The organism is Botryobacter ruber (genome assembly GCF_003347595.2).
Lineage (GTDB): Bacteria > Bacteroidota > Bacteroidia > Cytophagales > Hymenobacteraceae > Pontibacter > Pontibacter ruber_A.
In genome coordinates this window covers 32,718-46,991 of the sequence record NZ_QCZK02000010.1, presented here as the reverse complement: position 1 = coordinate 46,991, position 14,274 = coordinate 32,718, and the positions used below count along the sequence as shown (strand labels likewise).

Genomic DNA, 14,274 nt, shown 5'->3' with positions numbered 1-14,274 from the left:
GCAACAATGGGCGAACACGTGGGTTCGCCCCAACAATAATTTTTCACTGCAATTTCAAATGAAAAAACCAACGCATCTTTTCAGAACAATCGGCATCTGCATCGCCCTGTTCCTTGGCTTCACTGCCACATGCCAGGCACAGGTACAGCCAACGTGGCCAGCTATCACCCAGGAAGCAAAACCCTGGACGCGCTGGTGGTGGATGGGCAGCGCCGTAAACGAGAAAGACCTGACCTGGCTCATGGAGCAGTACCAGCAGGCGGGCCTTGGTGGCGTGGAAATTACTCCTATTTACGGCGTGAAAGGCACAGAAGACCAGTTCATAAATTTCTTGTCGCCAAAGTGGATGGACATGCTGCAGCATACCCTGAAAGAAGGGGAGCGGCTGAACATGGGCGTGGACATGGCGCAGGCGTCGGGCTGGCCGTTTGGCGGACCGTGGGTGAGTCCGGAGGATGCCTGCAAATACGTGGCGCATAAAACCTACACCCTGAAAGGAGGAGAAAGCCTGAAGGAACCGGTGCAGTTTATACAGGAACCGCTGGAGCGAACGGTGGGGGAGCGCATCGATATTGCCAAACTGCAGGACCCGATAGTGAAGAACCCGAACCTGCAGCTGCACGCCTTCGACCAGGTGCGCTTCCCGAGGCCGCTGCCCCTGCAGGCGCTGATGGCCTATTCCGATAAAGGGCAAACGCTGAACCTGACGGACAAGGTAGACAAGAACGGCAACCTGAACTGGAAAGCGCCTACCGGCAACTGGAACCTGTACGCCGTGTTCCAGGGGTGGCATGGCAAAATGGTGGAACGCGCAGGCCCTGGTGGCGAAGGCGATGTAATCGACCACTTCTCCGAGCAGGCAACCGATAATTACCTGGAACATTTTGATAAAGCCTTCCAGGGGCACAACCTCAAATCGTTGCGGGCTTTCTTCAACGACTCTTACGAAGTGGACGATGCCCAGGGCGAAAGCAACTGGACGCCCCGTATGTTCGAAGAATTCCGGTCGCGCCGCGGCTATGATTTACGGAACCACCTGCCTGCCTTGTTCGGCCAAAGTACGGAGGAAAACAACAGGCGCGTGCTCTGCGACTACCGGGAAACCATCTCCGACCTGCTGCTGGAGAACTACACGAAGCAGTGGGATGCCTGGGCGCAGAAGCACGGCGCACTCATCCGCAACCAGGCGCACGGCTCTCCGGCCAACATCCTCGACCTGTACGCAGCCACCGACATTCCCGAGATTGAAGGCACCGATATCTACCGGATAAAATTTGCTTCTTCTGCCGCTCATGTCACAGGCAAAAAACTGACTTCCTCCGAATCGGCTACCTGGGAGAACGAGCATTTCCTGTCGGCGCTGCGCGATGTGAAGAAAGCGATGGACCTCTTCCTGCTGGGCGGCGTGAACCATACCTTTTACCACGGCACCAACTACTCGCCGCAGGCAGCGGAATGGCCGGGCTGGCTGTTTTATGCGGCCGTGCACTTCAACCCGAACAATACCTTCTGGAACGACTTCTCGACTTTAAACAGTTATGTGGCGCGCTGCCAGTCCTTTCTGCAGGCGGGTAAGCCGAACAACGATGTGCTGCTTTACCTGCCCATCTACGATGCCTATTCCAAACCCGGCAACGCGCTGCTGCAGCACTTCGATGGCATTGCCCACGGCTTCCGGGGCACCGGGCTGGAGGCCAGCGCAAAAGAAATGCAGGAAAAAGGCTACAGCTTCGACTTTATCTCAGACAAGCAGCTGCAAAAGCTGGAAACAGAGAATAACCTGCTGAAGACCGGCGGCATTACCTACAAAACCATCGTAGTGCCGGATGCGCGCCTGGTGCCGCTCGAAACATTTGAGCAGCTCGTGAAACTGGCTGAAGCCGGAGCGATAGTGGTGATTTACAAGAATCTTCCTGCGGATGTGCCGGGGCTGGGGAACCTGCAGGAGCGACAGGAAAAGTATAAAAAACTGACTGCCCGCCTGAACTTCGCCAATGCAACAGGCGGTGCCCGCAAAGCTACCGTAGGAAAAGGTGCCTTTTTGATGGCAGACAACCTGGACCAGGTGCTGCCCCTGGCCGGCGTGCAGCGCGAAGCCATGGTAGACAACGGCCTGCAGTACATCCGCCGCAAACACGACGGCGGTAACTACTATTTCATCGCCAACTGGAGCGACAAGGGGTTTGACGGCTGGGTGCCGGTACAGGCCAACGCCCAGGCGGTTGCGCTCTATAATCCGCTCACCGCACAGTCCGGCTATGCCAATACCCGCAAAGCAGAGGGAGGCGCTACGGGTGTGTACCTGCAACTGGCGCCGGGCGAATCCTGCATCCTGGAAACTTCTGAAAAACCAGTGAGCGGAGGGGCGCCCTATACCTACACCAAATCAGCCGGCGCTACGCAGGAACTGAAAGGCAACTGGACCGTAAGCTTTGTTTCCGGCGGACCAAAACTGCCTGCCGATGTAAAAACTACCACCCTCACCTCCTGGACGGAGTTTGGCGGACAGGAAGTGAAAGATTTTTCCGGAACTGCCAAATACACGCTCTCCTTCTCCAAACCAAAAGGCAAAGCCAACGCCTGGCTCCTGGACCTTGGCCGGGTGGAAGAAAGCGCGCGTGTGGTGCTAAACGGCACGGAACTCGGCACTCTCATCGGGCCAACCTACCAGCTGACGGTACCGGACAAGCTGCTAAAAAGAAAGAATGTGCTGGAGGTGTATGTATCGAATGCCATGGCCAACCGCGTAGCCTACCTGGACCGCAACAACATCGCGTGGAAGAAATTTTACAACATCAACATGTCGGCCCGCAGAGCCGAAAACCGCGGCAGCGACGGCCATTTCACCGCCGCCAAATGGCAGCCGCGGCCATCCGGTCTGCTGGGCCCGGTAACATTAACCCCCGTCACAATGGTGGCAGGAAACCAGTAGGGGCAGGCCTCGCGCCTGCCCAATCGTACCAAAAGGGTAATTTAAAAATCCGGTCTCGCGCCTGCCCAATCGTACCAAAAAATTACATTGCAGTAGCTCCCACCATTGCCTGTCCTCCGGCAGTTCCTGTTTTAAAATGGCAAACCACGCGTTCTGTTCTGCTGCAGTTCGCGAGGTTTGCTTTTTATAGCCTCCGACCCTCCGGAAGAGGAGCAGCGACTATGGTGGCAGCTGCAGAACACTTTTTTGACCCGAAAAGCCATTTTTGCAACAGAAATACAGCCCGAAAGATGGAAGGAAACGTAGTTGATCTGGTATAAAATCGTGCATTGTACGTATCAACAAAATAAAGCGGCAGCTGCCATAACTATGCGAACAGTGGCAGCTGCGTGCGTAACCGAAGATCATGTACATCCTTAATAAATGCTGCTGTTATTGCGTATGGTTCACCTGCTCCTAAAATTCAGAAATACAGTTGTCCGGGTGTTTAGCCTGCTGATTTTTTTGATAGCTACAACGACAGCCGTTACGGCGCAGGACGAAAACACGGTAATGATCACGAGTCCGGATGGGGCTGTTACAATGACGGTAGCAAGTGCCGATGGCGGTTTAACCTATGCTGTAACCTATAAAAAAACGCCTGTTGTCACCTCCTCCCGCTTAGGGCTTGTAGTAGATGATCAGGTTTTTGGAGAAGACGCTACGGTGGGAAAAGCAGAGAAGTATTCGGCAAACGAAAAGTATCTGACCCGTGGCGCGCACCAGGTGGCGCTCAACAAATACAAAGGTGCCCGTATACCTGTTGCCTCGGAAAAAGCTCCCTTTGTGTTGGATGTACGGGTTTTTAACGATGGTGTCGCGTTTCGTTACCTTATTGAGAGCAAAGACAAAGCAGTTGTAGAGAAAGAACTGACCCGTTTTGACTTTCCTGCCGGAAGCATCGTGTGGTCGCAGCCCGAAAGCAACGGTTCCGAAAGCCCGTACAGCCGGAAGAAACTTGAAGCATTTAAAGCGAATGAACAGATCAGTTTGCCGGCTACCATTGTGTTACCGGGTAAAGCTGCCTATGCCGCTGTTACAGAAGCCGGCCTGGTAAACTTTGCCGGTATGTCGCTGGTGGCAGACGGCAAACAAGGCTTTGCGGCCCAGTTGGCCGGCGATACCCGGAGAACCGGCAAGCTGTCGACGCCCTGGCGCGTGGTTTTGGTCGGGAAGGATCTGAATACCCTGGTGAACAGCGATGTGGTGACAAGTTTGTCGCCTGCCTTTAGCTGGAAGCTTTTCCCGAACGCCTACAATACCCGCTGGGTAGATCCAGGCAGGTGTGTGTGGTCGGGCCTGGCGGGGCGGGGGCCGGTCACGCTGGAAAACATGAAATACTTTACTGACAAGGCAGCGGCCCTGGGCTATGAGTACAACCTGGTGGACGAAGGCTGGGGACACTGGAAAGAAGGCAAAAGAGACCACTGGGACCTGATGAAGGAACTGGTGGAGTACGCGGCCAAAAAAGGCGTAAAGATCTGGGTCTGGAAAGCCTACCCGGACCGGAGAGGCATTATCGGGTTGGAAAAAGAAGGAGAACGAAAAGCATTTTTCAAAAAGTGCAAAGAACTGGGAATTGCAGGCGTAAAAATTGAGTACTTTGATGTTGATCCCGACGCGCAGGATATCGTGCAGTTTTGCCAGACAGCCTTGCAAGATGCTGCAGCACAACAGCTGATGGTATCGTTTCGCGGGGCAGGCAAACCAACCGGCGAAATCCGCACCTGGCCCAACGAAATGTCGCGGGAGGTAGTACGGGGGCAGGAGCTGAATCCGCCCTGGGCGCCTGCCAATGTAACGCTGCCCTTTACGCGTTTGCTTGCCGGGCACACCGGTTATGTGCCCGTTCAGTTTGGCAAACAGCGTGGCGAAGTTACCTGGGCGCATCATATCGCCAGTATGGCAGTACTTAGTGCCCCTGTTGTGTTTGTAGCCGCCGATCCGCAAAGTATTATCCAGAACCCCGCCGTACGCATGATGCAGCGCATCCCCACCACCTGGGACGAAACCATCGTGCTGCCCCAGAGCGAAATAGGGGAGCTGGTAGTGTATGCCCGCCGCAAAGGAACCACCTGGTTCCTGGCAGCCATGAACGGGCAGGACGAAGCCAAGACGGTAAAAGTCGATCTGGCCTTCCTGAAACGCGGCAATTATACACTGCACGAAGTTTCGGACACCAGCGGAAAGCAGGATAGCGTGGCGCTTAACAGCAGGCGCATGTCGCGGTGGTCATCGCTGAAGTTGTCGCTCAACCCGTACGGGGGGTACATTGGCCGGTTTGAAAAAATAATCCCAAAAACAGCTCCTAAGCCAGAACCTGCCCCTGAACAGGTACCTGCCCCATCGGCACGCCCTGCGCTTCCGCCAACCATCCCTGCTGTGCCTAAAAAAACAGCACCTGAAAAATAGCATGAACCGGATAGCTATAAAGGAGAATACACAGCTTCGGGTTTTTCAATGGTACTGGTTACAGTCCGGTACTTATCTGTTTGTTGATAGCTCCTTTTTGTCCTTTATGCCTTACTGCTCCTGCCACCATAGCCTCTGCTGTTCCTGCCGGATAAACTGATTTACAAGTGTGGCATCACAAAGCTTCCGGAGCCAGCCGTTTGGCGTTACCCGTTTCATCAGCAGGATATAACAGGATAGATTACCTTGCAATTTGTGGTAACATTGTCTGCACATCCGTGCTTTTGTGGCTGTGCACCATCAGGTAATATTTAAAACGATTTGTTTGTAAATTAGAACGATCATTTGTTAGAGTTCGAACAGCAGGAGCAGCGGATAGGGGTATACTCCGTGTTGAAACATCTTTCAGCGGAAATGAAGTAAAGGAACAGCGACCGGGGAAGATCCTCCGCCTTGCTACCTGCACAGGAGCAAAAAAACAAGCCTGAAGCGGCAGGAAAAGAAAAATGAAAAAAGTATTCTTTAAAATAGTACTGGGTGGCATGCTGGGCGCGGTGATGATGAGTTGTCAGCCTTCGGGTGCGGCTACTAAAACTAAACCAACCGTACAGGAAGCCATACCCAACAAGGCGCCAACTACCATCGTGCTGGATGCTTCTGACTTTTTAGAAGAAATACCCCGGGGCCATTCCATTACCGATGCTGCTGCGCTGCAAGTGCCCTGGCTGTTTAATAACATAGCGCTGGTGCTGGGAACACGTTCCAACTACACCCTGAAAGTACCTGTTGCCGAGGCAGGCACATACCACCTTTTTGTCAGAAGCCAGGGAGGTAAAAGCAGCACCTTCAGGATAGCCATTAACGACAAGGTGATAGCGGAAGATGTAGGCAATGGTCCACTGGCTTTCAAAAAAGCAGGCGCATTCGAACTCGAAAAAGGAACTGCGAATGTCAGGATAATGCGCATCGAGAATGCGCCGGTACTCGATGTGCTGGTGCTTACCAAAAATGCAGCCTTTAAGGAAGAAGACTTACACCCTTACGAGCTAAACGAAGAGGTGCAGGTGCTGAAAGAGTACAGCATTCCGGATTCCACCAGCGCCGTTAAGTTTGGTGATGTGAACGGCGACGGCAAAACGGATTTTATGGTACTGACCGATAATTATAATGCCCATGTTTTTGACCATGACGGCAAAGCGCTTTGGCACTACCAGGCACCGGCAGACAGCGAAAAGGATGAAGCTCCGGGTGTTATCTGGGACCTCGACCAGGATGGTTTGGCTGAAGTCATCCATTGGCGTGTGGTGGATGGCAAGGAGTGGCTCGTAGCGGCAGACGGCCGGACCGGAGAAATCAAAAAGAAAACCGAATGGCCAACTACCAGGCCGCTGCCTCACAACTTCTATAATCATAGAATTGCTGTGGCTAAGTTTGGACCAGGCTACCCCGAAAACCTGCTCGTATTTACCGATATTGGCGGCACCATCACCATCGCAAATTATAACGCCAACCTGGAACTGGTCTGGAAGCATACCGAAGCCAGAAAGAAAGACCACTTGGGGCACTATGTGTACCCGGTCGATATCGACAACGACGGCATAGACGAGGTGGTGGCCGGTTCGCTGGTGCTCAATGCCAACGGAAAAGAACTATGGAACCGCTTTAACACCTATTATGATAACCACGACCACGTAGATGCCTATAGTTTTGCCGACCTCGACCAGGACGGCCAGGTGGAATTAGTGGCGGCACATAGCGAAGTGGGCGTAGCAGCCCTAAAGGCACGCACAGGCGAGCTCATCTGGGAGAACATGGCCGAGCACACGCAACGTATCGAAACAGGCCACTTCCTGAAAGGCGTTCCGGGTCCGCACATAGCAGTAACCGCCAGAACCTACGGGAACAGAAGCGCCGGGGAACCCTACCTGTGGGGGCAGGTCCAGTGGTTTGATGCGAAGGGCAACCTTCTCTCCAAATGGCCCGGCAACCCGCTCACAGGCAACCCCGCTTTTGTAAAAGGAGACTGGAAAGGCAAGGGTCAGGAGGAGCTGTTCTGGTATAAGTTCAGGATGAATGATGCCGGGAAAGGAGAATTATACTTTGGCGAGTCGGTATACAACATGTTTGATTTTATGGGCGGTAAAGCCGAAGAAGTGATTACGCTGGACAAAAACGGCCTCCTGAAAGTCTACGGCTACCGGCAAGCAGATAACAGCGAAAAAGCAAAGAAAAGCCTGGAGTACCTGAGGAACAAGGTGGTAAACCATACTTATTACTGATGTTAAACAAGAATTTTGTCGCCCTTTGAAGGCAGGGCTGTAGGTATAAATTAGTATTATAAAAATATGAATTTTTTTTAATAGTATTTTCTACCGCCAGTTTGAGCGCAGCGGTAACTGGTGGTTGTCCATGAGGCCAGTTTGTAACTGGCGTGGTTACAAAAGCACGAATATTCAGCTACGCCAGTTGAAAACTGGCACCACACATAGCCACCAGTTACCGCTGCGCTCAAACTGGCGGCAGGAATCATTTTATTATTCCGTTTCTTCCCTACAAGATTAGCTTCAAAGGAGACTTTTCTGCCATAGTTATTATTAAACCAATTTTTCAAAAAAAGAAAATAGTCAAGCAACAGATATGAAAAAGAAATTCTACATCATAATGGCCGCAGCGCTCAGTGTCTCAGCCACACTGGTTTCGCCGGTTCAAGCCCAGATAGGCAAACGCTTCCCTTCCGAACGCAAGGTGGTAAAAGACCCGGTCACGGGTGTCGACCTTATCTTTCTCACCAGCAAGCCCCATGGCGATTCCAAGATTTACCCTACCCACACGCAGTGGACATCCGACGGGCAGTGGCTTATCTTCCGGTCGAACCTGGTGCGGGGCGAGGCGATGGCGGTGAACGAGAAAACCGGCGAGATGGTGCAGGTAACCGAGGGCGGCTACACCGGCATGCTCAACATTGCCCGCAATTCCATGAAATTATATTTTATGCGAAACCAGTCCGGACAGGAAGAAGGGCAGGAGCCAGGCAGGCGCAGGGGCAACCGTGCCGTAGAAATAGTGGAAGTCGACCTGGCCAAACTTTTTGCCGACAGCAAAGCCGGTAAAATGAAAGCGGCCTCTACCTACCAGCGGGTGTGCGGCACCACCCCGCCCGAGATGGGTGCCGGGGGCGACATGGCCCTCGACGGCGATGAAGAGTGGGCCTACTTCAGGGTTGGCCGTGAGGAAGCGGCCAGGCACCTGCCAAAGGATACGAAAATAGAAGGCACCTTCGGGCCCCGGAATATGGGAGCAGGACCGTCTGGTCTGGCAGCCATGAATGTAAAAACAGGTAAGTTCAAGCACGTTGTATCGGTGCCGTTTCAGGTAGGGCACATCCAGACAAACCCCTGGGTGCCGGGCGAAATTGTGTTCTGCTGGGAGACAGGCGGCAAGTCGCCACAACGCACCTGGACCGTAATGGCAGACGGTACCGGCCTGCGTCCGCTTTACCCAGAAGCGCCGTATGAGTGGGTAACGCACGAGGCTATTATTACCAAAGACGAAGTGGCCTTCGCCATTATGGGACACCGCAAGGTAGGCGCAGGCACTGGAGATGCAACGGCCAGCACCACCAGCGACCCTGCCAATCCTGGCCAGGAAGTGGGCTGGGGACCGGCAGGCACACGCGAGAAACCAACAGGGCTGGGCATTGTAAACTTCAGAACCAGGGAGATGTTGATTGCCGGCCAAACGGAAAGTGGCAGCGGGTTATGGCACGTACACGGCTCACCCGATGGCAGATGGGCGGTAGGCGACGATTTTTCGCGTAGCGTGTACCTGATAGACCGCAATAACCACGAGATGATGATGCTCACCACCGGCCACAAACAAACCGCTTCGGACCACCCGCACCCCACCTTCAGCCCCGACGGCACCAAAATCCAGATTCAGTCGGCGATGCTGTCGGAAGATGACAAAACCATGAACATCTGCGTGGTGGAGGTGCCGAAGGAGTGGATGAAGCGGACTTATAAAAAATAAGAAATTGGTGTCCGCGTTACAAATATCCTGACTGCTGTACCTGAGCTGGAGCAGAGGCAATGGTGGCAGCTGCAGCAAAGCATTTTACCGGACACCGCAGGACAGATTAAACCCAATTTCTTGCTAATTTTAAGACAACTATTTGTGTGTTGAAAAAAGCACCTAATAGAAACCGGCTTTTAACGAGCGTTACGTTTTTGTCAATATTTTAAATATGTTATTAAAAAAACAACTGACTATCTGTTTCCTGCTGCTTTGCACCATGGCAGGATTTGCGCAAAAAAAAGAAGTAAAATACCTCTCCGGCAAGGACAACCGAACCAACGTGGAGTGGGACTTTATGGTGACCGGCGGACGCAAGAGCGGCGAGTGGACCAAAATAAAAGTGCCGGCGCACTGGGAACAGGAAGGCTTCGGCACCTACAACTACGGCCGCGACTACGTTACCTTCGGCAAGAACTTCCGCTTTGCCGACGAAAAAGGCCTGTACAAGCACAAATTCCAGGTGCCAAAGGACTGGAAAGGTAAAGACGTGTACATCGTCTTTGAAGGTTCCATGACCGATACTGAGGTGAAGGTAAACGGGCAGCTGGCCGGACCAATCCACCAGGGTGCCTTCTACCAGTTTAAGTACAACATCGCCGACAAGCTTGAGTACGGCAAGGAAAACCTGCTCGAAGTGACGGTAAGCAAAATGTCGGAAGACGGCTCCGTGAACAGTGCCGAGCGCCTGGCCGACTACTGGATTTTCGGCGGCATCTTCCGCCCGGTGTACCTGGAGGCGGTGCCGAAGCAGCACATCGAGTATACTGCCATCGATGCCAAAGCAGACGGCTCTTTTGCCATGAAAGTAAACCTGGTAAACCCGCTGGAGAAGCACGAGGTGGTGGCGGAGATTTTCGACGCGAACGGTAAGGTAGTGGGAACTGCCAAAGCACCTGTTTCTGCCAACGGCAAGGAGGTAATCCTGAAAACAAACGTAGCCAACCCGCAGCAGTGGACGGCCGAAACCCCGAACCTGTACAGTGTAAAAACCTACATCAAGTCCGGCCGGAAGAACGTGTACGAGGAGTCGGATAAGTTCGGCTTCCGCACCATCGAGATACGCGAAGGCGACGGCATTTACCTGAACGGCACCAAAATCAAGATGAAGGGCGTGAACCGCCACGTGTGGTGGCCCGAAACAGGGCGTACCGTTAACCGTGACATCGACCTGCTGGATGTGCAGCTGATAAAGGAGATGAACATGAACGCCATCCGCTGCTCCCACTATCCTCCGGATAAAAGCTTCCTGCAAATCTGCGACTCGCTGGGCCTCTACGTGCTCGACGAGCTGGCCGGCTGGCAGAACGCCTACAGCACCAAAGCCGGTGCCCCGCTGGTAGAAGAAATGGTGAAGCGCGACGCCAACCACCCGTCCATCATCTTCTGGAGCAACGGCAACGAAGGCGGCCACAACTTCGACCTGGATGATGATTACCACATGTACGACTTCTCCAAACGTCCTGTTATCCACGCGCACCACCGCCCGGGCAATGCCTTTAATGGCATCGACTGCAACCACTACGAAGACTACTACAGTACCAAAAACCTGCTGGAAGGACCAAACATTTACATGCCGACCGAGTTCCTGCACTCCCAGGACGATGGCGGCGGCGGCACCTCGCTTTACGATTTCTGGGAACTGCACTGGAACAACAAGCTGGGCGCCGGCGGCTTCCTCTGGGATTTGGCGGATGAAGGCATCGTACGTACCGACCTGAACGGCATCATCGACGTGAACAGAGTTAACGCTCCTGACGGACTGGTGGGCCCACACCGCGAAAAAGAAGGCAGCTTCTTTGCCATCAAAGAAATTTATTCACCGGTTCATATCACCCTGAAAGAGCTTCCTGTCAACTTTAACGGCGAGATTCCGGTTGAGAACCGCTTCCACTTCACCAACCTGAACCAGTGCACCTTCTCCTGGGAGCTGGCCGATTACAGAAAGCCGAGCGAGACCTTTGCCGGCCATATCGTGAAGAAAAAAGGAACAGGAGCAGGACCAAACATAGCACCTGTAACCAAAGGAAACCTGAAGCTGAACCTGCCATCTGACTGGAAGAACTACGACCTGCTGAAACTTACCGCTTACGACCACCACAAAGACCTGCTCTACACCTGGACCTGGAACACCAAGACCTACGAGAAGCTGCTGGACGGAATCGTGGTGCTCAACGATAAAGCAGCGGTGGAAGTAGCCGAGACAGATTCTACCATTTCGATGAAAGGTGGCGAAATAACTGTTAAGCTGAACAAGCAGAAAGGCTATATCACTGATTTGGCCAACAGCCGCAGTGCCAAGCTGCACTTCGGTAACGGCCCTGTGCTGGTAGGTGGCAACGCCAAGGTAACGGGTGTAAAGAACTACAAGGAAGCCGATGGCCACGTAGTAGAAGTGAGCTACAGTGGCGATATGAAATATGCTAAGTGGAAAATGCACGGCAACGGCTGGCTGAGCCTGGAGTACGAGTACAACCTGAACGGCAATTATCCTTTCACCGGTATCACGTTTACCTATCCCGAGAACTTTATCATCAGCTCCAAGTGGCAGGGCAGAGGCCCATACCGTGTATGGAAAAACAGGCAGCAGGGCGTGGAGCTGAACGTGTGGGAAAACTACTACAACGACACCCACACCGGCAGCGCCCCCTGGATTTACCCGGAATTCAAAGGCTACTTTGCCGATGTGGCCTGGATGGAGTTTAGCACCGTGGAAGGCAAATTTACCGTAGCCACCAAGGAAGACGGCCTCTTCGTGCGCCGCTTCGACTTCTACGGCTTGTCCGGCATCAAACCGCACCCTGAATTACCGGCAGGCAACGTGTCGTTCCTGGATAATATTCCGCCGCTGGGCACCAAGCTGGCCCTCAACATCAGCGCCAACACCCGTAACCTGGGTCCACTGGGCGAACTGAACAAAGTGAATGGCCCGATTAAACGCACGCTGTACTTCTACTTCGGCATGCCAAAATCCGACAAGGACACGCCGGAGCAGTTCCAGCGTCCTGTAAAAGACGAGCTGTTCTAAGCCGCTAAATAAAGCCAAATAATCACCCAAGGCCTGTCCCCCAGACAGGCCTTTTTTTTGACCGTTGATGGTAGGATGAGATGATGCATATGATTTCATGTTTGCTTATTCTGATTCAGATAAGCATTACAGCACCTGCCACCATTGCCACGGCTCCTCTTTCTGCCGCAAGTTTAGCGGAGCGTAACTTGTGGTTATAAATAATTGGAAGCTTTCAGCTTCCGCAAGTCGAATAAATTACACTGCACCTGCCACCACACCCTCTGCTGTTGTCTGAACTGTGGTTTGTGTGCTAAGAGTTATGAACAGGAGTTACAGAAACCAGTATACATTCTGAAACTTCTTAACTGATGTTACGCAGGGGTTTTTTGTCCCCCTTTGAAGGGGGCAGGGGGATGATTTACATCCGAGGACAAAGTATTTTTGTACTGGCTGTAGAACCTGAATTTCTTCGCAGTACGTACGTCATCCCCCTTACCCCCTTCAAAGGGGGACTACTCCTGCTTTCGTAATTTTTTGCGTAACGTCAGTTCTTAACTCCTGCAAATTCTGATTCAGAAAAAAAGCTAATTTAAAATCACAAAAAATCATTTAATCCTATCATCAACAGTTCAAAATCACATGCATCATTTCATCCTACCATCAACGGTTCAGACAATAAAAAAAAATGCCTTAACTTGCAGCCTTTACAGACACAGGTCATGGCCTTATCTTATAAAAAAATAGTAATAAAAATCGGCTCCAACGTGCTTACGCAGGCCAACGGCCTGCCCGACCTAGCCCGGATCGAGCACCTGACAGACCAGATTGCCCGCATCAAAAAGCAGGGCAAAGAGGTGGTGCTGGTGTCGTCGGGGGCCGTGGCGGCGGGACGAAGTATGGTGAACGTTTCGGAGAAGTTCGATGCAGTAGCCAGTCGGCAGCTGCTGGCGGCCGTGGGACAGGTGAAGCTGATTAACACCTATTCCGAATTTTTCGGGAAGCAGGACCTGGTGTGTGCGCAGGTGTTGGTAACGAAAGACGATTTCCGCGACCGGCTGCACTACCTGAACATGAAAAACTGTTTTCATGTGCTGCTGCAGAACAACATCATCCCGATTGTGAATGAGAACGACGTGATTTCGGTTACCGAACTCATGTTCACCGATAACGACGAACTGGCGGGGCTCATCGCCTCCATGTTAAATGCCGATGCGCTCATCATCCTGTCGAACGTAGACGGCATCTACAACGGAGACCCCAAAGACAGCAGCTCTGAAGTTATCCGGGAGATTGAACCGAGTGCCACCGGTTTCTCTTCGTTCGTGACCACGCAACGCTCGCAGTTTGGTCGGGGCGGCATGATCACCAAATGCCACATGGCGCACAAGGTGGCGCAACTGGGCATAACAGTGCACATTGCCAATGGCAAAACCGACAACATTTTGCCGCGACTGCTGGAGGAAGACGTGGTAAACACACGATTTCAGCCAAAGAAAAATGCTTCGGGCAAAAAGAAATGGATTGCCCATTCCGGGAGCTACGCCAGTGGCGTGGTGCAGGTAAACGATGGCGCCTGCGCCGCACTTACCTCCCCCAAAGCCACCAGCCTGCTGCCGGTGGGGGTGATTGGCATCGAAGGAAACTTCCAGAAAGGCGACATCATCCGGATTGTGGATGAGCGGAAGAAGCTGCTGGGGCTGGGCATCGCCGAATACAGCTCCGAAAAAGCACAGGAGCGCATCGGCAAGAAGAACGAGAAAGTGCTGGTGCATTACGATTACCTGTTTTTAAACCCTGAAATTGACTGAAC

General features: G+C 52.8%; 6 protein-coding genes. All 6 read left to right on the top strand.

Annotation, left to right across the window (positions count from 1 at the left end; genetic code table 11):
- Positions 1-58: 58 nt before the first annotated feature.
- The 6 genes from DCW36_RS01685 to proB all read left to right on the top strand — a co-directional run bounded on the left by DCW36_RS01685 (position 59) and on the right by proB (position 14,272).
- On the top strand, positions 59-2,932 hold the full coding sequence (locus DCW36_RS01685) for a glycosyl hydrolase (protein WP_114781770.1): 2,874 nt from the start codon (positions 59-61) through the stop codon (positions 2,930-2,932).
- Between the two features lie 504 nt (positions 2,933-3,436).
- Positions 3,437-5,383: a glycoside hydrolase family 97 protein gene (locus tag DCW36_RS01680; RefSeq protein WP_164890999.1), complete on the top strand. Its 1,947-nt coding sequence runs from the start codon at positions 3,437-3,439 to the stop codon at positions 5,381-5,383.
- A gap of 506 nt (positions 5,384-5,889) precedes the next feature.
- Positions 5,890-7,662: a rhamnogalacturonan lyase family protein gene (locus DCW36_RS01675; protein ID WP_114781768.1), complete on the top strand. Its 1,773-nt coding sequence runs from the start codon at positions 5,890-5,892 to the stop codon at positions 7,660-7,662.
- A gap of 358 nt (positions 7,663-8,020) precedes the next feature.
- Positions 8,021-9,412: a TolB-like translocation protein gene (locus DCW36_RS01670; RefSeq protein ID WP_240676005.1), complete on the top strand. Its 1,392-nt coding sequence runs from the start codon at positions 8,021-8,023 to the stop codon at positions 9,410-9,412.
- Positions 9,413-9,626: 214 nt separating this feature from the next.
- Entirely contained in the window at positions 9,627-12,482 is a 2,856-nt protein-coding gene (locus tag DCW36_RS01665) for a glycoside hydrolase family 2 protein (RefSeq protein ID WP_114781767.1), read from the top strand.
- A gap of 701 nt (positions 12,483-13,183) precedes the next feature.
- Positions 13,184-14,272, top strand: a complete 1,089-nt coding sequence (gene proB, locus DCW36_RS01660; RefSeq protein ID WP_114781766.1) for a glutamate 5-kinase — start codon at positions 13,184-13,186, stop codon at positions 14,270-14,272.
- Positions 14,273-14,274: the final 2 nt, after the last annotated feature.